This window comes from Bacteroidia bacterium, from assembly GCA_020852255.1.
GTDB lineage: Bacteria > Bacteroidota > Bacteroidia > JADZBD01 > JADZBD01 > JADZBD01.
Genome location: JADZBD010000001.1, coordinates 142,676 through 169,413, shown reverse-complemented (window position 1 = coordinate 169,413; position 26,738 = coordinate 142,676). Strand labels below are relative to the sequence as shown.

Sequence of the window (26,738 nt, the reverse complement as noted above, 5' to 3'; positions counted from 1 at the left end):
TCATTTGCAATTTTTTGGAAACTCAATCTTCATAAATAATTCCACGTAAGTCTGTTCCTTACAACTTTCATTGTTCCCGTCTTTGATTAAGAGGTAAACTATTATTCGGTCTTCTGAAAAATTATACTTTGCAGAGGCGATTCGTCTATCGCAAGCCGTTCCAACTCTTCCATCAAGCCGTGTTTGCGTATAGAATTCAACATGTTTACGCAAAGAATCAAAAGTAACGTGGAACATATCTTCAATATAGTCTTTTTCGTTATAGCAAATTCTAAAGACGTATGAACACCCTCCTTCGTACGTAAGATAAATCGTCCTTTGTTGAAGTGGAGTCGTCCAATAATTTAATATTTTAACATCGGATAAGCTATCATTATAACTAAATTTTGAAGTCTCCGGAAAAACCAATGTTGGATCAAAAACTAAGTCTTCACGTAAATAATTATTCTCCTGATAGGTCTTTTGAGAAAATGCTTTTGCATTTATGATAAATAAAAGTAAAGCGATAATAATTGTTTTCATTTAAAAAATTGTTTGGTCTTTAGTTAACAAGTTTATCGTTCTTGTACTTTTCGATTTTTATTAATTTTCTATCAAGGGTGTAATAATAAACTGTACGGTTCGCTTTGTCTCCTTTGTCATTTTCATTGTCCTTGTCCTTTTTCTTCATCACAGTTTTAACAATAGTATTCGTAAATGCCATTTTCCCCAAATTACCATCATAAAAGCAATATGTGTCGAAGATTGAGTCTTTAGTTACGATGTATTCCTTTTCTAATTGCCCAGAGTAATTGTGAGTGATACTTATTTTTAAGGTATCAGTATATAATTCGTATCTATCAAGCTGTCCGTTTCGGAAATATGTCTTGTGTGATACATACATCCAAGTCTGATATCCCAATTCCGAATAATTTGGGTTAGGCTTGAACGTGCTTTCTTCCCATAATTTATGGTTTCGATAATACTTTTTTGAAAAAACAGGAGTGGTTAAATAGTATCTTTTAGAATCTCCATATCCATCAGTGCCGGTCTGCTCAGTAACTTTTTTTGGTATAGAATCGAACATCGTTTCATCACAAATTGAACCGTCAGCATAATAACTTCGACATAACCCGATTGGCGCACCGTTTTTAATTAACGCTTTAATAGTAATATTAAAATCATAGGGTAAAAACTTTGTCACGCGAATTGTGTCAGAATTATCCTTTAGCGAATCAGCTTTGAAATAAAGGGATAAGTTTTTCGAGAACTCATCTCTATGGGGTCTTAGAGAATCAGTTTGCCCATAAGCAGTTCCTAAGCCCAAAGAAATCATAATCACAAAAAGTACAAAAAGTCTTCTCACTTGCTTATTATTTTTCGAATTAATTAAATTGCCCTTACGAAATTTACAAAATATTTCGGAATCGACCCTTAATGAGAATCGCTTCTTTTTAGTCCTCCTTCAAAATCAGGATAATCACTGCAAAAATTAGACCACCGTCAATCTATCCGATGAATCTCCTTCGCCCTATCAAACCCAACCCATTGACCATTCTGATCCAGTCCTCTGTTAGCCAGTTCCTTGCGAACCAAATAGATAATATCGAAATCACCTTTTAAGGCTTCAGTCAGCACCTTGTTACTTGCGGAGCTGAAAAGAAAAGTAGGATTCTCATCGTCTTTCCGGCTTGCGTAATGAGATGGGTCAAACTTTGATTTATTCCTTTCTTCGAGATTCCCTTTATTCTTATCCCACTCTTTCATGGCCTTCACCATTACCGTTGTGAACTCGTCAATATTTTTGCCAAGGTCATCAATCAGATCAATGAGGTTTTCGTTTTTCTCCTGCGCGATATCCAGTATTTCGATGTACTCCGAATCATTCAGCTCAAGATTCCATTCGCTCTGAATATAATTTTTCAAGAAACGAATTGCACTATTGAAAACAATCGTGCGTTTTTTCTTCTCCTCTTTTACTGGAGCGGATTTTCCTTTTTTCGCATTTAGTTTCGCCTTGAGCCTCTCTTCACCTGAAGGAGTGAGTTCTCCTCCCATCTTTTTCCAAATTTCACCGGGGATTTCTTCTCTGATTGCGGTATCACAATCAAAACTCGCATAGTTATAGGCTTCTTTGAATTTGCCTTTCTTATACAAGTCATAAATGTGACGCAATTGCCGATGATCTCTTTCATCCATGTATTTCGGTCGAGTCCATGATGGATAAATTTTATTCTTAGAAGTTCCACTCAATTCCTCAGACGCTTGGGGGATCGCATCTTCAAAAATTGTCATTTCACCTCCTTGATTGAATCTACCATACTGAACAGCCTTTCCTTTCTCCGGAATTTCAATTACGACATCGACATCGTGCTGAAATGAATTTGCTCCGCGAAAGTTTCCGGTTTTTGTTGTTTGAAAAACATAGATGAATCCTTTTCCGGGGTTGTTCGCTTTTAATTTTCTCAAATCTTCGGGGGAAAGACCAAGCAAGTTAACCGAGTCCAGGAAAATGAAATTGTATTCTGAAAGATCTGCCGGTAGACTGTCCGTCACAAAAAGGTTTTCGTGAGCGACATCTTTTTCTTTCAACTTATTTTGTAGTGTAATATCAAGCTTTTCTTCTTTGGCAACATAAAGCACCTTTCCAAAATTACGTGCAAGGTATCCTGCGAACTCTACACAGAGATATGATTTACCCATTTTAGGTTTTCCAAAAACCATCGCTGTGAAACCGGGGGAAGGATCACCAATCAGGCTTAACCATTTATCTGTGAAGCCAAGGCAGGAGAACTCCTTTTTTGCGAATTCAACGCTCGACATAATTTCACCACTTTCTTTTTTTTCTATTCCGCTTAAATCAACTGATTTTGGTTTGTCATCATCTTTTGATTTCTTCTTTGCTGCTCTGTATTCCTTTATCGCATTACTGTACTCGAATTTAAGCGGATCGCTAAAAGTAATATTGTATGCATTGTTGTTTTGATCCAACAACTCCACAACGGTATCCTGTATTTTGAGAATCTGTTTTGCTAAAGGAGAAGTTTTTCTGATTTCCTTTTCCTTGATATCCGTTTGTAATTCGTGAAGCAATTCGATAAACTCGGAACGCTTCACTCTTTTGTTGTGAAAAGATAAAAACCATTCGATGTAACGGATTTCTTTTGTGGCATCCGGTGTTCCACTCATCGGTTTGAATGTTTTTAGCCATGCCTTGTCTCTTTTTCGTAGTTCCTTTTCCAAGGCAGTCCTTCTGATCTTTCTTTCTTCAGGTGTGCCATCCTCTTCGAGTTCCGCGTCAAGTTCCATTCGATAAATCATTTTCAATTTATCGGTTTCCATCCATTGGTAGCTAATTGCATCTTCCTTCGCCATTTTCAAGTATCGTGGTTCATCCTTTCCGTTTAAACTACCGTTGCTCTTCAAGAACAATTGCAGTTTTTCAAAAGCGAGTTTTTTTACCTGATTGAATTCATCTCCGGTATTTTTCCAGTTTGTAAAATTGGAAGTAGCAGCACTCAAGAAATTGTGCGCCTCTTGTAATTCCGAAGGGAGTTTTTCAATACCGATTTTGTCAACGGTACTTTTATAGTTGGATGTGGTTATCATTAGGCTGCGATTTTTAATTTTTTAAGTGATTGGATTATCCCTTTTGCGTTTGCAGAAGGATCGAAATTCATCACCATCATTTCTGTTTTCTTTTTGTCGGTGTGTTTAGTGACTGCAACAGCTTTATTTACTTTATGCACTCTCCATTTGTTTTTGCGTATGTATGAATCGAGCAATTTCGAGGGGTAACTGCTCAATAAGAATTTGCCTTTTACTTTGGATAGTTTGTCAAGGAGCGTTTTGAAATGCTCTTCTTCATATCCTTTGTAGTGTCCTTGATCGGAACCTATATAGGGTGGATCAACATAAAAGAATGTTTCCTTTGAATCGGAACGGTCTATTACTTTGATCGCATCGTTATTTTCAAGTTGAACTTTTTTTAATCGGTCTGCATATTCGCGTGTAAAAGATTCTCTCTTTCCTGCGACAGCCATTTCCTTTGAATTTGTTTTTCCAAATCCCCAAGAACCGATTAATGATGAGAATCCCTGATTGGTTGCTACCCAAAAAGCCCACGCACGCTTCACGTCATCGAACATGTCCGGATGCTTGTAAACAACCATCGCTTGTTGATACAGTTCTCTTGAATGAAGTGTGGCGCGGATTTCCTTTTCGAGTTCAGAGTATTTATTTTGCGTGACTTTAAAAAAGTTCACGACTTCAGAATTCAGATCGTTAATAATTTCAACTTCTGATTTTGGCTTGGCAAAAAATAATGCTCCGCCACCGAAAAATGGCTCACAATAAATTCGGTGGGCAGGAATAAGTGGAAGCAGATATTTTAATAATGCCTGCTTACCACCGTAATATGTAATTGGAGTTTTCATTCCTGATTTTTAATTAAGCTGTCGGAGCAGCGGGAGGGTTTTTGTCGTTGTCGTCTTTGCTGAGAATCTTATAGATGCTTTCTCCTATCATAGCACCGAAGAATCCGCTCATCATTACAATGGGAACAGCGTCTTTGTGAAAATGCTTGGCGTAGAAGTATCCGCAGAGCGATGACAAAAAGGTTACGGTTGATACTAATCTTCTTTCGTCCATAATAATATTTAGTGAGTGATTTGGTAAGTAATAAATATGCCGGATAGAATTACGGCAGAGGCAGAGAGCAGCCGGTTGATGTTCCGGCTGCGTTTTATTTTCTTCTCTGCTCGATGGAGTTGTAGATTTAATTCCTGCGTTTGTGAAATCAATTTATCCGTTTCAGATTTATAGTCTGTCAGAAGAGAATCACAATTGCTGAACGCACTTTCCTTATTAGCGATGACTTCTTTTAGCGAATTGATCTCCGAGTCGCATAAACTATCTCGAATGGTTGACTCGGTGATGTACTGTCTGCTTAATTCACTCAAAGAATCAAACGCGATTTCATTTTTCTGCAAAGTGCTGTCGCTTTCATATCGATAAACATATTCCACAAGCTGACCGGATAAATTCTTGACCTGTGATCGGGAATAATCCAATCGCTTATCGGTTGCCGATATAACGGTCTGAAGGCTGTCGCTTTCCTTTTGCAAAGAATCGATTGTGTGTTGGTAATTGGAATCTTTCTGCTTGAGGTATTCTTTGATGTTTTGCAACTCATCTTTTGTCTGCTCATACCGGATATCGGTTTTATTTTCCGAAGGGCGAAGCAATAAATACACTGTGCTTCCTATACTTACAATAGAGTAGAGGATAATTAGTATGCGATAAAATTTACTCTTGAACTGGTTCATTTTCATTTTTGGTTTTAAATGGATTAATAACTTTTTTTTCGATGGAGTATCCGAAGCAACCTGCTGCTATTAGCGATACAAAACCGTAGAACATATATTCCGGACAGGCAAGTGAAAAGAACTGTTCGGAAATCCAAGCGGTGAGCGTGGCGACCACGAAAATGGCAACCACTAACTCCCGCAAGGAAAATGCTCCGGTTTTATCACGCAGGATCGTTTTTAGAAATTCCTGCATGGCGATCAAAATATTTTCTCAAACATTCTGCGTAACCATCCCTTGGGCGAACCATAGGAGTTGTTGATTATTGTTACACGAATGTTCGTGTATGATTTTGATTGCGGAGGCGTTGCCAATGATTGAAAGGCAGCATCAATTAAACGACCTGCGTCATGCATGATAGCGTCCATCGGATTAACTTTTTGTAGATTGTTTTTTTCGTTTTTCATTTTACTTTTTGTTTTTGGTTTATTCTTTAGTGATTAGGTGGTAAGCAAGAACTCCTGTTCCAAGTGTCAATGTTCCAAGAGTGATCTTTCGCAATGTTGCTCTTCGGACTGCGCGATAATCGACAAGCGTATATGTGAATCGGTTGCCGTATAGTTGTCGATGTTTGTCACACATTCCGATGAACTTTGCGAAATCTTCACCGTTAGCGAACACTTGGCATCCTGCGGAAAAATTATCCACGTACCGCGTTGTTCCATTTAGCATTGCACGGTGAATATTTATTCCGAATAATCCGGTGTCCTTTGTTCCATTGAAAAAATCAAGAATTGCATTTCGGTTGTAATCGCGATACACCGTTACGGGTTTTTGCTGTGTCAATGCGATGTATTTCCCTCTATGCATTCCCAACCCATAGGCATTGATGTATTGTCCTGCTTTGAGTATTGCTGTTCCCTGTTCATTCATTGGGGAATTCAGCCAGTACGTTCCGGGATCAGTTGTAGCATGAAACACGTGGTACTCCCAATTCAGAAATCCGGTTTTATAAAAAACATGGAATTCATCATCGAATTTGTTTGACCGTGTCTGCTTTGATCTTATTCCCCAAATGTTCAACTCGTATGGTCGGGAAAATATCTTGTAGCCTTTAAGTCGTGCAATGGTTCTTATTTTACCGAGCAGACTCATTACTCATGCATATCAATATCCGGTGTGTAATTCTTGAGCCATGTTTTCGCATCGAAGTTTGGACAGGTTTTTCCTCCCTGATTCGGAAATTCACAATGACCTTTGATTTCGGCATTCGGATATCTTTCTAACAGTTCAACAATTTTGTCAAACGTGGCATCCTCCTGTGCGCGTGTTCGCGTGTCGGCATTTTTTCCATCCTTTGTAATTCCACCGATGTAACAAATGTTGATGCAGTTTTCATTGAAACCCAAAACACCGTTTGATACTTTGTTTTCATCGAGTAACTTCACAACATCGCCATTGGCTTTGATGATGTAATGATATCCTGGACTTTTCCATCCACGTTTTTCTTTCCAGAATTTTAGAATGGCATCTACCGTTGCGGTAGGTAATGTTGCTGTGCAATGAAGCACAATGTATTTTATGTTACGCATGGTTTTTTATTGTTGATGTTTTTACTATTAGTTTTTTATTTTTTTCAAGTGTTCTAAAAAGAGTTAATCCGTTTTTGGATTTGATGTGACGACCGATCACCATTTTTGCAGGAACTTTTACTTTTACCTTATGTTTTAGATCAATCAGTTCTGTAGGTTCGGTGGTAATCAATAATGAGTCATTCACTCCGGAGAAAAAGGAAACTGAACTTGGTATAGACCATTTGCTACCATCGTACTTCAATCCCATTCTTAAAAATTCCATTCGGATCACATCCTGCTGAGAAGTGGTCTTGAAAGTGTCAAGCATTCCGGTGACAAGTGTTTTTCTAACTCCACCATCAATGCGGTACTCTTTAAACTTTGTGCTTACTTCAGAATAGTCATCCGTATTGCGGAGTTTTTTCAGGTTGGAAAGTGCAGATGAGTAACTGTTACTCTCTGCGGCATTGTATAGGTCTTTCGCAAGTGTGGTTGAATCCGGTGCAGCACCTTTTACAAAAAGGTTGTAGGCACTTTCGGTAACTTCAGCAGGCAATCCTTTTTTCTCCAATGCCGCGACCATTTCACTTCCGAAATCTCCATCCGCACCATACCTTGGAAGAATTGTTTTTCCGTATTTAGCAATGAGTTGTTGTTGCATTGCCTTCACCCGCTCTCCTTTGCTTCCTTTTTTCAGAGGGAATTCATCCTTTCTCGTTGTAGTCGTTGAGGAAGGTTTTGTCCAACTTGAAGAAGAACTTGTTTGAGTTGATGAAGTAGTGGTTACTGGAGTAGTGGTTTCTTCTTCTTCAGTATCAGAATTATTATTTCTGTTCTTTAGATATTTAAATCCGAAGAATCCTCCCACAGCAGTTGCAACTACTCCAAGGCCAATAAGGATTGCCTTCTTTTTGTTTGATTTGGGTTTTACTTCTGTTGTCATGATTTTGGTTTTTTCTTGATGATGGCTAAGTATTCATCGATATAGTCTTGTGATAAATCCCCTTCGAGATCATACATCAGCGTGTCACCAAATTCTTTCACATAAGCAGCTTGCACTTTTTTGTATGCATCCTGTGTTGGGATTTCGAGGAATACTGATTTGATTGCATCCTCATCTGTGCCGGGGAATATTCCGTAGTACACACTCACCGCTGCACGAATTCTTTTTGCCCAAGCGAGATAATTTAATGTGGGTGCGTCACCTTTCTTTTCAGGTTTCGAAGCCACGATCATCATCATCTCTTCGTATTCGGTGGAAGTCAACTCATCCTGCATATCCTTTGTAAGCGGACTTGCGTAGAGTTTTTTGTATGAACCCGCAACCTCTTTGTAGAAATCCTTTGTCGGAATGCTTCTTAGAATTCTGCGAAGTGACTCTTCATCCGTTCCCCACCAACCATCATTGTCAAATGCCATTTTTAATTGCTTGGCAGTCGTGGAAGCTGATGTAGTATCGAGTGATTTTTTCTCTTCTGTATTGGCAATGCCAGTACGAATAAGTTTCGATCCTAAATAAATACTTCCACCAACTAAGATTAATCCTACAGCGGAGTAAATCACAATCTCTTTGATATTGATTTTTTTCTCCTCCTGAATTGGCGGTTGAACTTGTGGTTGCTCGATATGTACAGGTGCGTTTTCCATTTACACTCCAAGGGCTTGTTTTGCTAATGCTGTTTTTTGTGGATCGTTCTGAATGATGTCTGCAAGTTTTTCTAACTCCGTTGCAGTAAGTTTTTTTGCAAGCACAGTAAGTGCTTTCATTTTTGAATCGGCCTCCTTTTCCGTGACCGCTTCAATGGTGATATCGTAGGCGTATTTTTTCATTTCTTTTTATTTTAGGCGCAGACTTTCCCTGCGCGGATGTTTTTCCGTGTTGATTTTACTTGGTATGTTTTCTGAGATTATTCCTTATTCAGATCAAGAAGATCTGCTACGTCCGGAATTTTCGTTTTGTCGGTGATAAGCGTATCGTTGATTCGCATTAACGTGTGAAGTTGATCTTCGTTTAGTTCCTGCTCCATCGCTTGTATCACTTGGAGGTGTCGCTTTTGCATTTCAGAAATTACAGGATCAGTTTTCTTAGTGAAAGAAACATCGCCTTCCGGTTTTTTCTCTTCCGTTCCGCTTAATACATTTCCTGTCACTTTGCCAACCACAAGTTGCTGTATCCACAATGGTGGATTCTCGGCTAACTTCATCCAACGCTCACCAGTTTTGCCTTTTACTTCTTCAACTTCTTTTTCAAGTGTTTCAACTTTATCTTCCAGTTGATCGATGTAATCATCGGCTTCAGTATTTTTCTTTTGCGAATCTTCGAGTTGCTTCTGCAATTCCTTTATTTGGTTTTGCATATCTTTTTTCTCAACCACATCATCAATTTTCGCTTGCAATTCAACTCCTGAAAGTCCTTGTTGCACCGGAGCAGTTACCGGAATTTCTTTTTTCAATTCTTTCAGGCGAAAAATATGCTTTGTATTTCTTGGTGAGGTTGCACTTTCAGAATAAAGCAACACAACAACTTCTCTCGTATCGTCATCCACAAATTCTTCGTGCGAATCAAAATCGCTTAAGTCATTGGTGCGTTGCACTACTTTGAATCCATCCACCAAAATTTCAAAATAGCGTGGGGTGTTTTTCTCTTTCGCTTTCTCCAAGAGCCTTTTTACCTTCAGCAACTTTTCTGTTGTGTAAGGTTGAACATCAGAAGTTCGATATGTCATTGTTTCATTTTCCATTTTTAATTATTTATAGGGGATTACTTGGATGAAACGCGCTCTTGCAATCGCAGTTCCTGTATTCCGAATTTTTATTTGTCCGTGGTGTTCGTATTGCAATTCATCTGCGTTGGTTAAAGCGATGTCAAAAATTCCTTTCTGACTTTTCACATTGATCCTTACCGGCTCTTCAATCAGAATAAAATAACTGTTGAACGCTTTTAGGTTTACTGTTTCTCCAACTCGCAGAATGAAGTGCCTGAAACGTAAGTGATACTTTTTACCGTATCCCAATTCACGCATCCTTCGTGGTATGTATTCAAGAGCAAGGTTTACTGTCATGGCTTTCGGTTTTATCTTTCAACTTCACGAATAAATAAATGTCTACTTCGTATTGCACGTTGCGTCCGGAAAGCACTCCCCAATTGTCGAGGATATGTCCGTTCACACTTGCGGTTTCTCCCATGATTTTTACATCCAAGGGTTTTTTGTAGGGTGTGCGATTGTATTTTTTTGCAGGGAATAATCCGGTTGTGTAATCCAAGAAGCCAACATTCATTTTATCCAGGATTAAGTTGCCGAAATAAAAAACGCCTTCCTGCTGATTGCTGATTAGGGAGAGTTCTCCAACCATCACTTCGGGATTGTATGTTGATTTCCCACTGATTTGTGTCACAACTCCTCGCGCTGCGGTTATCAATCTGATCTTGTACCACAAGCCAGTTATACATTCGCAATTGCGTGGCAAGGGAATTTCAAAATGCTTCAGCTCTGCCTGTCGCGTGATGCCAACCGTATGTATGATTATTTCTTCCACTTGTTTTAGTTCAATTCAATTTCACAATCGAGATACAGTTGCACCGTGTAAGAAGCGAAAACCGTTCTTCCATCGTTTTTGTCGGTGTATTCAAGTTTCACTTGTCCGTTGCCAATGATCACATCCTTGAGAGGCCAGTAACGGTTTTCAAGATTTGCATCCACTCCGTTCATGATTCTTTGCACAGCGTGATTGTCCGGAAAGAATTCTCTTTTGTTGATTTCCAATCGGGCATAACCGCGATGAAAAAGCAGATCGGGTTTTTCCGAGGTGATTGCAACGCCCATGACTTTCTTTACACTTTTATCCAGTTCGAATGTTTCCGACACTTTGGAATTGGCAGCAGTCACTATCAACTCGAACACCTTGGGTGCGCGTAATAAATTATTTTCATCCTTCATCGTATGTTCGTGTTAGGTTAGTTCTTTGTTTAAGGCTCTCGCAAATTCGAGAGCCTTAAACTTGAACCGGGTTAATGATTAGGGAGTAGTTACAGTTCCGTGCAATCCTGCGAAGATGTAGGTGTTTGCAGCAATGCCATCCATCGTTCCCAATTCGATGGTCAATTCGATCAACACATCGTCATGAATCATGCGCGGGTTTGATAGTTTGTAGTAACCAATAGGCACAAGATTCAGGTTGCCTGTCTTGAACAAATTGTTCGATGTGTCCGGAACGATTTGTTTTTTGTTTGACTTGAGTGAGAATTCACCGTTGGCAATTGCAGGGATCGTTTCGATCTTGTCGTAATTGGTTGCGATGATTTTGTCTTTCGTTGCATCGGCTGACACACCTGCAAGAAGAATGATTCCGCTTACAAGCATCGATTGATTCTTCGGTAATTTTGCATTTGAAATGTTGCGAAGACCAATTTCTTTGTCATCCTGCGTCTCAAACATTTTAATTGTTTTTGAGCTTGCGGGTTTGATCGAATAGATAATGGTATCCGCCAAACGCAATTCGCCTTTTTTCAATCCTTCTTTGATGTGTGCAGGAAGTTCTGAAAAGTGTTTTTCCATTTCTGCACGCGATCCTTTTGATGCGGGTGGTGGCGTTGCCAATTTGTTGATCGTGCGTACACGTTGAATGGGATTCATTTTTTGCAACGCGCCCATCACTTCTTCGTTGTCGATGTCATCAAGGCCGAGCAATGCTCCTGCGTTGTTGTACTGTTCAATTGTTTCTAAGTTTCCAAACATGATTTTTGTTTTTAATGGTTTGTATTATTTTTAATTGTTCTTTTTTGTTTCGCTGTTTGCTTTAGAGAAGGCATGACTTTCCCCTGTTGACATCCCGGCCAAGGATGAAATCGCATTCAGTTTTCTTTTTTGATTAGTAGATTTTCTCTTCGTCTTCTTCTATGCCGATGAGATTCTCCTTGTTGATTTCCTGATGGAAATTGTTTTCAGTTCCTTCCACCGAACTTTTCTCCTTGGCGAATGTTTCTCCTGAAGTTTGAATCTCTTTTTCGAAGCGTTCCAATTCAGATAAATCCATTTGATCCGGTTTTTCGCTCAAGGGATATTTGAAGTATTGTACTTCGCCCATTCCACTCGTTCCCTGATTTGTTGTTGTGTTGGTAGTAGTGGTTGTTTGAGTTGTGGTTTTTGGATCGGCTTCTTTTTTCTTGATGAGTTTATCGAGATAAAGTTTCTCCATGATTCCTTTGCCATAATGTTTCATTCGCTCCTTGGCAGCTTCAATCTTCGAAGGCTTTTCTGTTCCGTTTACTGCTGCTGTGGTCATGGAGTAAACATTTGAAACAGCCATTCCTAATCCGAAGGAGGCAACAGCGGGACTTCCCATGATTTCACCTGCGCCCGTCACTACAAGTCCGGTGAGAAATGAAAGTCGTCCCATTGCTGCTCCTGCAAATCCACCGCCAATGGCAGAAGCGGTGTTTACTAATGCAGGGATGATAGTTTTTTTTGCTCTCTCCTTCATGGAAAGTGTTTTGTCGGAGGCCGTTCCCGGTGTCCCCGAAAGGATAGCCTTTTTCTTGGCTTTCTTTTCGTATGAGTTTTTTTCGCTTGACATGATTTAGTTTTTTAGTTCGTTGATATTTTATTTAAGTGTCACCGTTTTTACTTTTTGCGGAGACTTCTTTTTGTATTTTCTTTTTGGTACTCCCGAAACTCCGCTCTCTTTTTTCTTGTCCGATTTTTTCTGATTTGCAGAATAAACTTTGTATCCGATTCCTAATGCTGCAAGTAATCCTGTCACCCATGCAGTTGGTTTAATCCACTTTTTGTTTTTCTCCCAAAATGTTTGCTCCGCAGGTGGCTTGTTTGGATCAGTTGACGTGGTACTCCCATCCGGATTTGTGGTCGCATTCGGATCGGTGGTCATTGATTTCAAATTTGGATCGGTTTCCGGATTGTAGGTATCAAGATTTACCTGCGGATTGTTTGCCTGAATTTGTTCTGCTTCCGCATTTGCGTCCGCTGTTTCATCAAAATCGGCAGACTCTTTTTGTTTCTTTGGAAAAATACTTCCGATACTTTTCAGTAATCCTGCAATCGCTGCCATGATTCCGGATGCTGCTCCAATACTTGCAGCGGTAATTGGTTCTCCTAATCCGTTCAGACCTTCGATCTCTTCCATTCCCTCCATATTTTCGGAGTAGTAAATTTCCTGACCAAGCACTTCGTGAATTGGCGTGTGAATATTCATGTGAAGAATCGCTTTGTCATCCGCACCGCTTAAACCTGACACCGGAACATCGTGATCTTTATTTCCTTTTCCGGTAAGAATTGCATTCTTCAAGTTTTCAGGTTTTCCGCCCGCACCATAGAATATTTTCTCGAGTTTGTCTTTGGTCTGTTTCAACTTTTGAAACTTAGCCATGTCAACACCCCGTTTTTGGGCTTCAGCATCGCTCAGGTAGGCGTATTTTAATCGCTGCCCAACTTTCATCATGTTCAGTTTCATCGCAGCTAAAACACCGTTTCTAAGCACCACGGTTGCCGGATTTACTTTGTTGATGATGTTCAATCCTTTTTTGAGAATTTCTTTCAGCTTCCCGCCTTTTTTTTCTTCACCCGTTGGAGTAGACGTTGAAGGTTTCTTTTTGAGGAAGTCAAAAAGTTTTCCGAGTTCTCCCGATTCATCCATTTCAGGATTGTCAAGATTGGTTTTGTCCGGAACACCATTGAGATAATTTAAATCCATTGTAAAGTCTTTTTTTTCGGTATATGGTTCTTCGTAATTAAATTCTTTCACTACACAGTCGATAATTATATTTTCTCCTGTTGAAAGCGGCACGATGGGGTAGATGTGCTGAAAGTGATCCGCGCTATATTTAGCAATTCGCAGTTTGTGCGGAATCTTTAGATTTGAAAGGATACTGCATATAAATACAGTGTAACAGTCACAATCTACCCCTGTGGATCGGTCGTGCCAAGCGCGAGCAGGACTGCGCACTTGCTCTTTGCCGTCTTCATCTTTTTTGTAAGCGATATGTTGGTAAACAAAATCCCAAATTTTATTGCAGGTTACTCTCAAAGAACGGTCGTGTAATTGCGCTGCAACTTTCGAGGTATGAAAAAGTGTTTCCTTCACCACCTTCGGAATAAATTTCACGGTGTGTCCAACATTCGCATCGTGCTTAACTGTAATTTCTTCCAGTCTCGCTTTTGGGAACAGTTGATTGAATTCAACCCCGGATTTTATATTTCGTTTTTCTTTCGCAATCATTTTTTCAAAGTGATTTCCTGTGAATCTTCATAGGGTAATTTCTTCCATCCCAAATCAATTGTACTTATCGTTTTCACCGTCATTTTTACTCCTTCGCCTGATTGTATTCCTTTAATCAGATCACTTGCCAAGGAGAAAATTCCTAAAAGCGGGATGTCAATCATGATCGCATCAATTAACACTTCTCCGTATTTCGGAATCACGATGTCTTTGTTTACTGCTTGCGATGATCCGATTGCTGTATCCTTGTACATCAGTTTTACAAATGGAAATTTTATTTTCAATTGCGACTGTGTTGGGTTTTTCATTTTCACGTCCACTCGCAACGTCAATCCTTGAAGCGTTAGTTTGTGAACGTTTACTGTAGGCACAACCAACAATTCATTTGATGTTCTGGTCAGTCTGCGGACGTACGCAACTCCACCAATCACAACAGCACTTATGCCGGTTCCTATTAATATTTTTTTCAGCAATCCCATTTTAGTTTTTCTTTTTGCGGTTGGCTAAATAATCGCCACCAAGTTTAAATCCCATCCAAATTGCGCCACCGATAATTGCTTTTAAAGCATATTCCATTAATCCGGTGTAATCAAGATTCGCAAACAAGATCGTTCCGGTAAGGAAGAGATGACTTGAGGAATCGTTTTGTATTTTCGGTGTGTTCATGTGCTTTATTTATTTTGATGGAACAAATCTCCGACATCTGTTTGACTCACTTTCCAGTTAATGCGCGTACTTGTTTTTTCTTGCTGATTTTTGTTTTTTATTGTTGTGAAATGCTCGTTAATGTTTTATGCTGCGTCAGCAATTGATGGCAAATCCAGTTTTTCAAAAATCACTTTCACCTGCGCGATCATATAATACCTCCCGATTTTTTCGCCAAGCAGTTTATTAAATGGAACAAGCCATGTTTTGAATGTTCGTGAATCAACTCCATAAAGAATTGCAAGTTCTTTAAGGGTGTATGGTTTTATATGGATGGGTTGAACCATCCGGATTATTTTTCCTTTCATGTTTTTTGGAATTAAGCGGTGTGACGGTATGGATAAGGCGTTGCATTGAAAGCAATCACGTCACCATTGATAAAATAGAAGCGAACATTTTTCATTCTCGCTTTCAGAACATCTTCATTGTGCCAACGAAGAGTTCCTGCAAATCCTTTTTTGTTTTCGGGATTGAAATAAAGTCCAGGATGTGGGATGTAACGGCTTGGATAACGCTCAACGTAGCGTTTAGCCTTGAGAATGCGCTCGCAGAATGCATTGAATTGTTTTCCTGCGTAGGTTGAGAATAATTCAGGAAGAATGTCCTTGTAATATTCGCTGATGAAATTTTTAGCAACTTCTTTTTCAGCTTTGCTGAATGGATAGTTTTTCCATAATTGAGCATGGGCGAATTCCCATGATGCATCCGCAAGAAGTGATATTGCTGCCGGATGTACTTTTACTTGTGTCCTGTTCATAGTATTTATGTTTTACAGGACAAAGATGCGGTGGTCTAAAAGATCGCTTTCCAGTTGTTGCGCGAACTTGTTTGATGATGCTGATTAATGTTTGTTTATGCGGTTAATGTCGGTTAATGCTTGAAAATGCGAGTTATATTTTAAGCAATTTTCTTCAGCATAGTTCTCATCTTTTGATTAATCAAATTTGGATATTCTTTCTCGAATTTCTCTTTAACGGATTTATCTTTGATTTTAAGGTACTTTGATAAGTAATTCAATTTTGTCCTTTGAATACCGATTAATTCTGCCCAAGTCATCATATATATTTCAACATCAACATCCTTCTTACGCTCAATTAAAAAAGGGGTTTGGTAAGCAGAAGAAAGGGATTTGATTTCAGATTCAACTTGAGCAGTCATCTCTGCTGCTATCAGAAGCAATTTATAACGAGTTTTATGCTTTGGAATGGCAGTCGTGCTTTCTACTGCATAGGCATACTTCTTAATTTGACTCAATTCTTTTTGTGATATTTTGCAACGTGGTGCTTTCAATTCAACAATCATAAATTCACGACCGCCATCATCAAGCGGTTTTTCATTTGTAAAAAATAGATCGGTAATGTCATTCAATCCTTCTCCCTTAAGTGGAGTTAAGTTTTCATCTTCTGCGGTTGGTTGGTAATCTAAATACTTTGTTCTTAATTCCTCAAAAATTCCAAGTAACTTTTTGTCTGACCAGAGCATATTGGGAACTCCGTTATATGATTCCCCAAATAACCATAATTCTTTCTCGACTATTTTATGTAACTGTTTTCTTTCGAGGACGTATTCAGATATCTTTCCATAATTTAACTCATGAAGAAAGTCTAAGAATTCAATCTTTTCAGCAACGTCACTATTGAAGTGAACAATACTTTCCATATCTGTAACTTCAAGCAAATTTTTAAACTTGTCGGTCGTTGGTTTATCTGAATGCAATAGGCCATCAAGTATCTCTACAATATTGCCGTCAGCAATTGCACGCTCCATTAAAGGATAAAGAATTTCTTTGATGTTTTCATTCTTCTCTATCAATTTATACTTCTGCTCAGCAATGTAAGCGAATTGTTCAAAGAGAAGTTTCTGAGTTTCGGAAGAAGCATTTGCTTCTTCGTAACCCGGATATGCCTCCTTCAATTTTGTTGTGAACGTTTCAAATTCCTTATTGATGGAAATGAAAAACTGGGTAATTACATCCTTAGTAAAAGATTTTAATTTCCCAATCCCCTCATCACCTAACTCGTCCATGTCAATGTCCCGAAATACTTCGGGTTTAAAAAAGGGAGATTCAACATATATGAACCAACTTCCCATGTCTTTAGATAACCATTCGGATGAATACAAAAATGACGATGCGACAGATTTAAGGCCGCTATTTTCCATTTGGAAAAACACTTTAGCCTTATGATCATTCAACTTTACTTTATAGAAGTAGAATTTCATTTCATGCTCATTACCCTTCATATCGGTAAACTTCTCCTTCTTTATCTTAGGAACATCATAAATGAATTCAGATTTTTTAAGTTTTTTACCGTTTACAGAAAACTGAATTGTTTCATTGAATATTTCATACGGATATCTTTCGAATAAAGAAAGTCGAATGTTTTCACTCATTAATTCCTTCGCAATGACATTTTTTCGATCTGTCCTTTCGTTTTGATTGTGATGCAAGGCTTTAATTTCAACTTGGTAGTAGGGATTTGGTTTCGTGCTTAATATTTCTGCTTTACCTGAAAATTTTAAATCCACCAACTTCTGATTCTTGAATAGAGAAGAGTTTATCGGCAAAGTGACCTTTGTATATTTTTTTTCTTTTTCATCGTAAGCAACAGTTTCTATTTCAATTTGACTTCCAATTTGCAATGCAGCAAATCGACCAACTCCTTCACCATCCTTTTTTACATCCGTTCCAACTTCCAAAATCTTTTTATCAAAATCCGAAATAGAGACGCCATGCCCGTAATCTTTTATCGTGATTTTTTTAATTGGAGCCTTTGTCACTTCGGATTTCGCATAATCGATGGTAATATCAATTTTGGTAGCCTTGGCTTGAATTGAATTATTTACAAGCTCACAAAATGCGTAAAACGTATTTCGATATTGAGTCAACAGATCTTTTATGATCCTTGAGTTGGTGGTAAAAATGAATTTGTCTTCCTTTTTCATTTGATATTATTTTATAACACAAAAATTCCTCTTAACGATTGCCAATTACCTTGTTCATCTTTATACTCCACAGCATTAATATAATCTACTTCTTTTTGGAGTCCCGCAAAAGAAGTAATCCCATTTTGATAACATTTATTATAGCCTTCCTCAATACTGCCCCACTCAGGAAGGTTATTTAAATTGGTAGCGACTCCATTTGAGGTTGTATATGTTTTTCTCGACTGAAATGTTAAGTTTGATAGCTTTAAAACACCACCGTCATTATACACATATAAATCGTCCTTAATTTTGAATTCGTAATACCCCTTTTCAGCAGCACCTACATTAGTTAAATTAAAACTGAAACGAAGAAATGATTGCCTTGACAATATTTCCTTATAAAGTGGCTTAAAATCTATAAGTGAGTTTTCGAGCTTCTCAGTCAATTCTATAATTACTTCCAATTCCCTTTTGTAAAGAGGAGTTTCAATATCGAAATGCGATAGAGGATTTAGAAGTGTTTTTAAATGTTGCTTTTTGAGTTCTTCCAGAGTGGAGATATCTTGATTTAGTCTCTTGAGGAAAACAAGTGTGCAATCATAGAGATCCTTCAGCATCAGTTTTTGTAATTCACCTGATTCTTCATTCAGGCCAGCCTTTTGCAATTTTATTGGCAAATGTTTTCTGATCAGTTCCTCATTTGCCCTCCTTAGATAATTTGCACAAGCAGGGTAATCAGGATCGAATTGAGAATTCAAATAACGAAGAGCGTTTGCCAAGTTTGTTTGACTGGCTTTAATTATTGGCTTCTCGAATAAAGTAATTGGAGGAGTTCCATTGTCTTTTTCAACAAACGCATACATTTCAAAAAAACTCCAATTACCCAAAACTTGAAGTTTTCGTTTTGCCACTTCAAACCAATGCCGATCATAGGTAGTCATAAATAATTGCCAGTCATTAAATTCCGTATTCAATATTTCAAGCAGCGGAATCCTATTACTCATATCTAAACCAACGAACACATCATCTAAAAACATTAGTTTTAGTGTGTTGGCAGTCGGATTAGTTTTTATTGCAGATAAATAAACTGAAAGCGCCAAGGCAGAAAGTCTTGCCTCATTTAAAAAATCATGATGATTGCTAATCTCCTTCCTAAAATAAATAACACGTGTTGATATTTTCGCCTTATCAAATTCTCCTTGTTTTACCTCTTTCCAAACCAATTCGACTTCTAAATTCTTATCAAAGTATTTAAGAATATTTTTTAGCCCACCATTAATTTCCACTAAGAGGTGTTTTAATTCGTCATTGTATTTTTGAACGGCATTCTTATATTCATCCTTTATCTTTTCTATCTGATCCTTTGCAGTATCAGCACTTATTGATTCGGTTTGAGCAGACAATGTAATTCCTTCGAACTCTTCGCTAATTTTACGAGACTTTAGTACTTCCCAACTCTCGCCAAGTTTTCCCAACGTAGCCAAGTTATGCTCCCTTAGGACATTCTCAACTAATAAATTATAAAGATTAATTTCATTTTGCTCTTCTTCAAAAAAATGAGTTCTGAGCAGCTCTTTGTATGATAAGAAGCTATTGAGTTTAGAAGAATTTAAGACTTCTCTTTTTGTCGATTTAATACCGGTGTCATCAAACCTCTCTGTTGTGAGGTCATCGAATTGGATTTCAATAAATCCTTCGTTTAACCTTGGTGTTTGATTATGACTGACAAAATCTTTAGGGTTTATGAAGTCCTTAAGTCCTCTGTAAAATGATGTTTTTCCACTTCCGTTTTCCCCATAGACAAGTACGTTATTCCCTTCAATAGAAAGAAGATATTGCTCATCCTTCCCATTAAAGAATGCCCGGTAATCGAAAAATTGTATGGACTTTATTTTCATAATTCAATGACAGATTTTGGATCGCTGAATACTTTATTTATTTCTTTTATTTCGGGTATTGAGTCTAAATAGGAAACACTATTTCTTACCGGATGGTCTTTATGGTAAACCTTTTCATACATTTTCAGTAACTGCATTAGTTTCTCTTTCTCTGTTGGAAAAGATTCAAGGGGCTGTAGTTTTGAGATATGTTTAATAATTTGATATCCTTCCTCAGCTACAATTTCATCAAAATACAGCTCGTAAACCATTGCGTCAAGGATGGATTCAAAATAGCCCATTGCAATTCTCGCCTCTTGATTATCAGGAAGAGATTTTAAGAATAGAATGTAGTCCACGATATTAATAAATGGCTTTTGCTCGTCCTCGGTAATTTGCGGAATTGGAATCTGCTCTACATATTGCTTCGTATATCTTTTACGACCGCCAGCAATTGTAGCTGTAATTTGAAAGAAATAGTAATCAGCAACTTTTGAATTAAGCACGCCTAAAATATATTTCAAACTCTTTCCAGAAATAAAGTAAGCCGAATTGGTTAGAAACATCCCTTCCTCATCATAAGCATAATTGGCGCGATCAGAAATTTCAATCCAAACTATTTTTGGCTTATCAAATTCTAACAAAAAAGCACAATCCCGCAAATTCGTCCAATTGTCACCTTGATCTTGTCTCAATTTTAATTCCTTTTCGAATTTCTTTAAGTGGTTATAAATTGCGGGATAGTCGCGCTCAGCATTGATTGGTTTAACTCCATGATTTCCTTTAAGACCATTATGGCTATTTATCATATACCATCCTTCAAATTCATAGCCCCACCTTTTTATGTCCTTTCCTCTTAAAAGAGGTTTAATTATTTCGGAGTTCTTTTTATTAGTTCTAATGAATTCATCCTTCTGTTCTGCCGAAATATGAAATGCTTCATTTAACCCTGAAGTTATTCCTCTGAAAAAACTTAGCTCCTTCCATTCTTTAAGCTTTGTCCCTTTTGCTTCAATAATGTCGTTTATTTTGAGCGCATGTACATTATTTACTTTCCAAACATTTTCATCAAGATTTTTCAAAACAAATCTCTTCTTTAAGAAATATTCCCTTAAATCAATATCGGGCAATTTGTCGCCTTCGATCGTACATGCCTGCAATTCGTTTATGTTTTTCGCCTTTTGTGAGAGTAAAATATTTACGAAGACCGTTGCGCTTTCAAATATTTTAACCTTTGCAAAATCAATTAGAATAAGAGGATTCGTTTGTGTTGCAAAATATTTTCGAGTACTCTTTCCATAGTTAGCATTTATCCATTTGTTTGAAGTGATATAACACAAAACACCGTTTGGTTTAAGTAGATTATTTCCCTGTTCGTAAAACAAGGAATAAAGATCTCCAGTGTTTTCAAATGTGACGTATCCTGCCGATTTTAATTGTTTGGTATCGCTCATTCTTTGTAGACTAACATAAGGCGGGTTACCAATAACAACATCAAATCCACTTATTAAACCAAACATCCATTCATTATCAAAAAAAGTTGCGCTCGCGTTTTGATCATAAGGATTCCAATTAGCAAGTAATTTTGCTGCTTGGGGTTGCAACTCATGTTCATTCATTAGTAATTCAGCGATTTCTCCTCTCAATAATTCATCTTTTTTTCGCAGCGAATTTTTTCGGCCAGGTGTTTTTGCTTCAAAGTGGTCTAACCTTACACGTTTCAATTCAGCTTTCTTCTTAGCAATTTCGGGATGGGTAAATAAATTATTTCCGTCTTTCTCCAATTTGATCAAAGTGTTTGCTGCAACGAATTTTGTCTCAAGATTTGGAAGTGGACGAATTCCAAGATTTGCTTGATCCTCATGAATTGTTTGATCAACTACAAGGGATATGAAAAAGCGGAGCTTGGCAATTTGGACAGCAATGGGTTGTAAATCCACTCCGTAGATACAATTTTCAATTAAATATAGTTTTCTTCCATAATCCAATTCATTATTATTAAATGCCTTTTCAATGTCCTCTTGCGTTTTATCTAACTCCATCAAAATGTTTTCTCTGATAGAAAGTTCTTGAATATTATTAGCGGCTTCTTTAGCGGCTTTTACTCTCGATATCTGCCGTTCCTTCCAAAGTTTGTTCTTTGGATCAATTTTGTGGAGTATATGAACCATTTTATGTAAAATACCCATTGGATATGCACCAGAACCGCAAGCAGGATCAAGTATTTTGCAATTATCTAATGCTGAAATAATAATTGCAATTTCTTTCTCAGTAAACTGGTGTTCGCTGTCTGAATAAGACAGCAATTGGTAAAGTAAACTCTCGTAATGCAAACGTTCCGATTTTGATTTCTCAATGGTCTCCTCCATTTTAAGCTGACCTTTTTTTACATCATTTCCAAACAAATGAGTTTGCTCTTTGCCAAATTCCAAATATGTATCCGATACTCCGGTTAGAACATTTAGTAAGAATGCCTTCAAACTCTCATCAACCATATACTCTACAATATCACGCGGAGTATAAAATGAGCCAGTTTGTTTTCGTGCTGTACTTTGTGTTTCCGGATTATAACTGGCAAGAAGGTTTTCAAATACCTTTCCTAACAATTCCGGATCAAGAGCAACTTCAACATCAAGCGGAGTATTCTCCTCAATTGTAAAATTGTATTTTTTGAGAATATTAATTAACCCGTGTACTTCTACCTTGTTTCTTTTTTTATCATCATACACATTGCTCAGATCAACTGTATCGTCACCAAAAAATAAATAATCCGGAATTGCTAATCTGGTTTCATTTTCTAATTTATTACTAAAACAATCAATCCTCATTGCTTCATCGGTTCCAATGTTCTTATCAAGATTTTCAAATAATCCTCCGTTAAGAAAAGGGATGTTTTTTGTCAATTCTAAAAAGCGATCCACGTCTTTAAAAAATCTTTTGTAACGATAATATCCTTGAACGCCATACTGTCTGTCAACAAATTTTCTGTTGCTGTCGCCCATCTCGGTATTTAATGTCGCAAAGAATAAGTTTTGTAATATCGCTTTGTAATAAGTGCTTCCCTTTTTATCGTTGTACTTTATTATACGATCAATCTCATTCTTGTCGAACAGCTCATCCGGAATTAGTCCCTTTTGTTTTAAGAACCAAACGAACATTATCCGCGTAATTAATCGTATTGTACTGGTCGCATTTCTGACTTCAGAATCTTTTTCTTCGTCATTCGGAAATTCAACATTCTGCAATGCCCAAAAATACCAGTCACTTAATTCTCGATAAAACTCTTTAGTTAAAGAATCTACTGAGAATGCCTCCTTAATTGCAGTTAACTCAACGGGATTCCCAGTTAATTTGTAAAAGCGTTCAATTGCAGTTCTACTACTTATGTTCTCTCCAAATAAGTAAGTAAAACGTTTTGGTTCAGTATACGATTTTATCAAAACGCCTTCTGCATCGCGGGAATTAACTTCTGAGACGTAGGAGAATCTCCATTTCTTCCCCTGATCAAAAACTATAAAAGCACCATCTACTTGCTTATATACAGAACGCAATAACTGCCTAAGTCCAACACGATTTCGTTCAAGATTTAAATTCTTTTTGATCTTGATTTCGTAAATACCAATAATACGTTTATCAGAAGTTTCAAACGAACCTAATTCATAAGCACTTTCAGCAATATCATTTTTGGCAATAGATATTTCAACGGGCTTGGCATTAAATTGTCCATTGACGAAGACCTCGCGAATTAGGGCGATCCAATTTTCGCGCTTATAAGCACTTTCTAAATAATCCTTTATAAGTTCTTTTGTCATTTGCAAAAAATAAATTAGTCAATAAATGTTTCTGAAATAATAATTTCCGGTTCAGCATTAATAATTCCAAGTTGATCATCCTGAATTACGGCTTGATTTCTCGAACTGTATTTCTCCTTTAAGCGAATGATTTCCTTTTCTGCTTCCTTGAGGCTCAAAGGTTTTTTCTTATTATTAACCTTCTTTCTGATTCGATCCAATTCAGTAATTAAATTTGTAAATGTTCCGGTCTCAATCAATTCAATAAGCACTTTGTATGCGTCTTCAAAACTATCATTCAAAGCATAGCTGCGGATATCACGAAGAAATTTTTTGATGTAATTAGCTCTTGCGTCTGTTGTATTGTGAGCAGTAACCTGCGCCTCATCATTAGTTAATTCAGCTTCATACTGCTCAGTTGCTTTATTTATCTGATCGTAATGGAAATCAGGCAAAGCAAATGCCTTCTCATTTTGTTTGGCTTCAAAAATCTTAACTGCCTCTTCAAATGTTAGAGAATAAACCGTATTGTCTTTATTGATCCTGTAGATTTCCTTTTTCACTTCAGACTTCAATAAACAAATTGAAAGCTTGCTGTGATTTTTTTCAACATTTGCTTTTCGTCCGGTTCTTGCTTTCACCGGAAACTTTTTGATTCGTTTAAATTCTTCAGGTTGATTCTCTTTAAAATTCCGAATAAATTCTAAATAACGTAATCTCATGTCCTCGTCTTCCGGCATGCCATCCTTGTACAATTTTACTATTTCAATAATCTCTTCGAGGGTGTAAATCTGTGCATCCTCCCCAAAGGCAGTATGAAACCCCTGTAATTTCAAGAGCGATGTTTTCTTCAATTGAATTTGATCATTTCCTTGTGAAGAAGGATAGAAATTGTAATTGTAAATTTTCCCTGCGACTGATCCAATACGATTTACACGACCGATACGCTGCATCAAACGTGTTGCATTCCAAGGCGTGTCATAATTGACGATAACATTTGCACGATGCAAGTTGACACCTTCAGCTAAAACCTCTGTACTTATAATAATGTTGAAGTCATTCTTTTTTTCTTTATCGTAGTTAGCGTCAAAATTTTCGAGAATGATTTCAAATTTATTCTTTCTATTTGTACTGTCAATTGACAATAAGTTCTGAAACCCGTTTGCGGTCAATTGTTGAGTTAAATAGTCTGTTGTATCCTTTGATTCAGAAAATATCACTAATTTTTTTGTTGGATTTTTCACATCGTCAAACAACTCTCCTCTCATCATTTCGAGGAACCTATCAAATTTAGGATCGTAATCAATTGTATCCCATACAGCGCACAATTCTGTCAATAGTTTTAGATCATGCTTTAATCCTTCCAAAAACCTATCATCAAAATCCCCGGCATCAAAAACTCTGTTCTCAGGTTTATCATCTGAAATTTCAAGAATTCTTGCTTCAATTTCTTCATCAGACCAGCCATCATCGATCAATCTATTAATGTCCAAGTCAGGAGCGATATAAACCTTTCCTTTCTCGAACATTTCTACCATTCGAGAGGTTGAATTCTTAAAATTTGTAAGCGACTTTTTGAATGCATAAAAACTACTTTCCAATCGCTTCACTAACATCGTCTTCATGATTCCTGCTAATGCCATTGATATGGTTGCCGGACTCTCATAAAATTCATCACTAATCGCTTTTTTCAAATGACCAATTGCTTGATATCTGAAATACTTTATAGCATGCTCATCTGTTAAGTAGTGGATTGTTTGATAAAAAAGAAGATTCAACTTCTTGTCAAGCTGATATTCGATTGCATAAGGTGGTTCTATTTCCGGGAAACGAATTCCTTGCTGAATTAAATCCTCTTTATAACGATCAATGGTTTCTAAATCCCTTCGGGTTCTTCGAATCGTAATTGGTTCTAAAACGCGATGACGAATTCTCGAATAAAGATTTCTCAAAGCATCCATATCCGGCACATCCTGATTTTTGATGATTTTGTATTCGTCAATTATTCCGGCAAAGAATGATTGCAGGTTTGTTTCCGGCAACGTAGATCTGCGTGCATCCTGAAATAATTGCAAGAGATAATAAATATCGTGTGGTCGATTATTTAATGGGGTAGCAGAAATCAATACCACTTTCTTTTCTTCACTTTCTATATTCCCATTATTTTGTCGTCCGGCTTTGCAAATGATCTGCAAGCTTTGAAATGCTTGTGAAGTATGATTTCTGAATTTATGAGCCTCATCCACTAATATCAAATCATAATCTTCTTTTGGCCAATAACCATGCGTGTCATAATCCTCAATTATTTTATCAAGACTTCCATTGGTAATGAATTTCGTGTATCTGTCAATATTAAATTGTCGGAATGTTCGCTTCCAGTTCTTTTCAACTTGTGGAGGGTAAACAACAAGAATTTTTGTGTGTTGAGTGCCATTCGCAATAATAAACCGCTTCGCAAGCATAGCCGCAACAACTGTTTTACCAGTACCAACAACATCAGCCAAAAAGAATCCATTGTGTTCCATTAGCATTTGGAAACCTTGGTTCACGGCATCAATCTGATAGGATAGTTTTTTGAAATTCTGAGGTACGTCACCTACAGTTTCCGGATCGTATTCAATCGTTCTGCCGAAATATTCTATAAGAAACTTGATGTATATTTCAAACGGAGTAAATAATTTATCAATGTGAGAATTCTCTTTCAGACTTTGGAAATTTTCAGGAAGAATATCCGTAGAGTCAACCCAAAGTTTCTCGAATTCATCCAATGCAAATTTCACATTGGAATAATCCTTTATTTCAACATTAAACTCATAATTATTCGCTTCCTTTTTTGCTCCTAATCCTGCGCTCGTAAGATTAGACGATCCGGTAATTAAACGTCCATCTGTATGCTCATTAAATGTTTCTGGCAGGAAAATATAAATCTTTGCGTGAAGTTGCTTTGATTTATGCGCCCGTATTTCTAATCGCTTGTTTATGATATCATCAATGAAAGCAAGAATTCCACTCTCAACATTTTTTGCATAACGAGCATCCTTGATATCTTTTTCTATCCAATTGATGAACTCTTGACGAGTTTTATCATCGTCTCCAGTGAAAAGTAAACCCTTCCGCTGAGCTTCTCCCACTATATGATCAACGTCAATTCCAACAAGAATTTTTACAGATGGAACTTTCATCAAATGTTCCCTGACCGCAAAATATCCGGAGGCTCTAAAATATCCTACTACTGCACGGAATGCATATAAATTAGTCATGTTGTCAAAAACGCCATTGAACTTTTTCAATAGACTGTTTTCGCCTTCATTTGTAAAAATGTTTGTTGACATATTTTTCTTCAGTTT

The 26,738-nt window shown here is 37.4% G+C and carries 28 protein-coding genes; all 28 read right to left on the bottom strand.

What is annotated here, in order from left to right:
- The 28 genes from IT233_00710 to IT233_00575 all read right to left on the bottom strand — a co-directional run bounded on the left by IT233_00710 (position 1) and on the right by IT233_00575 (position 26,723).
- Entirely contained in the window at positions 1-522 is a 522-nt protein-coding gene (locus IT233_00710) for a hypothetical protein (GenBank protein ID MCC7301139.1), read from the bottom strand.
- A gap of 19 nt (positions 523-541) precedes the next feature.
- Positions 542-1,345, bottom strand: coding sequence for a hypothetical protein (locus IT233_00705; protein MCC7301138.1), 804 nt, complete (start codon positions 1,343-1,345; stop codon positions 542-544).
- A 137-nt stretch (positions 1,346-1,482) separates the two neighbouring features.
- Positions 1,483-3,354, bottom strand: a complete 1,872-nt coding sequence (locus IT233_00700) for a hypothetical protein (GenBank protein MCC7301137.1) — start codon at positions 3,352-3,354, stop codon at positions 1,483-1,485.
- Positions 3,355-3,587: 233 nt separating this feature from the next.
- Positions 3,588-4,415, bottom strand: a complete 828-nt coding sequence (locus IT233_00695; protein MCC7301136.1) for a DNA adenine methylase — start codon at positions 4,413-4,415, stop codon at positions 3,588-3,590.
- A 13-nt stretch (positions 4,416-4,428) separates the two neighbouring features.
- A complete protein-coding gene (locus IT233_00690; GenBank protein ID MCC7301135.1) occupies positions 4,429-4,629 on the bottom strand; it encodes a hypothetical protein in 201 nt (66 codons plus the stop codon).
- An 8-nt stretch (positions 4,630-4,637) separates the two neighbouring features.
- Positions 4,638-5,306: a hypothetical protein gene (locus tag IT233_00685; GenBank protein ID MCC7301134.1), complete on the bottom strand. Its 669-nt coding sequence runs from the start codon at positions 5,304-5,306 to the stop codon at positions 4,638-4,640.
- Complete coding sequence (locus tag IT233_00680; GenBank protein MCC7301133.1) at positions 5,287-5,541, bottom strand: hypothetical protein; 255 nt, start codon at positions 5,539-5,541, stop codon at positions 5,287-5,289. The genes IT233_00685 and IT233_00680 overlap by 20 nt, the downstream gene beginning before the upstream one ends.
- A 5-nt stretch (positions 5,542-5,546) precedes the next feature.
- Positions 5,547-5,753: a hypothetical protein gene (locus tag IT233_00675; GenBank protein MCC7301132.1), complete on the bottom strand. Its 207-nt coding sequence runs from the start codon at positions 5,751-5,753 to the stop codon at positions 5,547-5,549.
- 19 nt (positions 5,754-5,772) lie between these two features.
- Positions 5,773-6,441, bottom strand: coding sequence for a hypothetical protein (locus IT233_00670; GenBank protein ID MCC7301131.1), 669 nt, complete (start codon positions 6,439-6,441; stop codon positions 5,773-5,775).
- Positions 6,441-6,878: an N-acetylmuramoyl-L-alanine amidase gene (locus tag IT233_00665; protein ID MCC7301130.1), complete on the bottom strand. Its 438-nt coding sequence runs from the start codon at positions 6,876-6,878 to the stop codon at positions 6,441-6,443. Before IT233_00665 ends, IT233_00670 begins: the two co-directional genes overlap by 1 nt.
- A complete protein-coding gene (locus tag IT233_00660) occupies positions 6,871-7,803 on the bottom strand; it encodes a hypothetical protein (protein ID MCC7301129.1) in 933 nt (310 codons plus the stop codon). Before IT233_00660 ends, IT233_00665 begins: the two co-directional genes overlap by 8 nt.
- Positions 7,800-8,507, bottom strand: a complete 708-nt coding sequence (locus tag IT233_00655) for a hypothetical protein (GenBank protein ID MCC7301128.1) — start codon at positions 8,505-8,507, stop codon at positions 7,800-7,802. The genes IT233_00660 and IT233_00655 overlap by 4 nt, the downstream gene beginning before the upstream one ends.
- Entirely contained in the window at positions 8,508-8,690 is a 183-nt protein-coding gene (locus IT233_00650) for a hypothetical protein (GenBank protein ID MCC7301127.1), read from the bottom strand.
- A 77-nt stretch (positions 8,691-8,767) separates the two neighbouring features.
- Positions 8,768-9,601, bottom strand: coding sequence for a hypothetical protein (locus IT233_00645; protein ID MCC7301126.1), 834 nt, complete (start codon positions 9,599-9,601; stop codon positions 8,768-8,770).
- A 6-nt stretch (positions 9,602-9,607) separates the two neighbouring features.
- Positions 9,608-9,922, bottom strand: a complete 315-nt coding sequence (locus IT233_00640) for a hypothetical protein (GenBank protein ID MCC7301125.1) — start codon at positions 9,920-9,922, stop codon at positions 9,608-9,610.
- Positions 9,900-10,397, bottom strand: a complete 498-nt coding sequence (locus IT233_00635) for a hypothetical protein (GenBank protein ID MCC7301124.1) — start codon at positions 10,395-10,397, stop codon at positions 9,900-9,902. Before IT233_00635 ends, IT233_00640 begins: the two co-directional genes overlap by 23 nt.
- Before the next feature lie 5 nt (positions 10,398-10,402).
- A complete protein-coding gene (locus IT233_00630; GenBank protein MCC7301123.1) occupies positions 10,403-10,798 on the bottom strand; it encodes a hypothetical protein in 396 nt (131 codons plus the stop codon).
- 78 nt (positions 10,799-10,876) lie between these two features.
- A complete protein-coding gene (locus IT233_00625) occupies positions 10,877-11,596 on the bottom strand; it encodes a hypothetical protein (protein ID MCC7301122.1) in 720 nt (239 codons plus the stop codon).
- 133 nt (positions 11,597-11,729) lie between these two features.
- Positions 11,730-12,434 (bottom strand): hypothetical protein, encoded by a 705-nt coding sequence (locus IT233_00620; protein ID MCC7301121.1) that lies wholly within the window; start codon positions 12,432-12,434, stop codon positions 11,730-11,732.
- 27 nt (positions 12,435-12,461) lie between these two features.
- On the bottom strand, positions 12,462-14,093 hold the full coding sequence (locus IT233_00615; GenBank protein ID MCC7301120.1) for a hypothetical protein: 1,632 nt from the start codon (positions 14,091-14,093) through the stop codon (positions 12,462-12,464).
- Positions 14,090-14,572, bottom strand: coding sequence for a hypothetical protein (locus IT233_00610; protein ID MCC7301119.1), 483 nt, complete (start codon positions 14,570-14,572; stop codon positions 14,090-14,092). Before IT233_00610 ends, IT233_00615 begins: the two co-directional genes overlap by 4 nt.
- A 1-nt stretch (position 14,573) precedes the next feature.
- A complete protein-coding gene (locus IT233_00605; protein ID MCC7301118.1) occupies positions 14,574-14,759 on the bottom strand; it encodes a hypothetical protein in 186 nt (61 codons plus the stop codon).
- Positions 14,760-14,884: 125 nt separating this feature from the next.
- Positions 14,885-15,106, bottom strand: coding sequence for a hypothetical protein (locus IT233_00600; GenBank protein MCC7301117.1), 222 nt, complete (start codon positions 15,104-15,106; stop codon positions 14,885-14,887).
- 11 nt (positions 15,107-15,117) lie between these two features.
- Positions 15,118-15,555, bottom strand: coding sequence for a hypothetical protein (locus IT233_00595; protein MCC7301116.1), 438 nt, complete (start codon positions 15,553-15,555; stop codon positions 15,118-15,120).
- A 140-nt stretch (positions 15,556-15,695) separates the two neighbouring features.
- The gene (locus IT233_00590) at positions 15,696-17,741 is read right to left on the bottom strand and encodes an ATP-binding protein (protein ID MCC7301115.1); all 2,046 of its coding nucleotides are present in this window, start codon (positions 17,739-17,741) and stop codon (positions 15,696-15,698) included.
- A gap of 11 nt (positions 17,742-17,752) precedes the next feature.
- A complete protein-coding gene (locus IT233_00585; GenBank protein MCC7301114.1) occupies positions 17,753-19,621 on the bottom strand; it encodes a hypothetical protein in 1,869 nt (622 codons plus the stop codon).
- Complete coding sequence (locus IT233_00580) at positions 19,618-23,412, bottom strand: Eco57I restriction-modification methylase domain-containing protein (protein MCC7301113.1); 3,795 nt, start codon at positions 23,410-23,412, stop codon at positions 19,618-19,620. The genes IT233_00585 and IT233_00580 overlap by 4 nt, the downstream gene beginning before the upstream one ends.
- A gap of 14 nt (positions 23,413-23,426) precedes the next feature.
- Positions 23,427-26,723 (bottom strand): DEAD/DEAH box helicase family protein, encoded by a 3,297-nt coding sequence (locus IT233_00575; GenBank protein ID MCC7301112.1) that lies wholly within the window; start codon positions 26,721-26,723, stop codon positions 23,427-23,429.
- Positions 26,724-26,738: the final 15 nt, after the last annotated feature.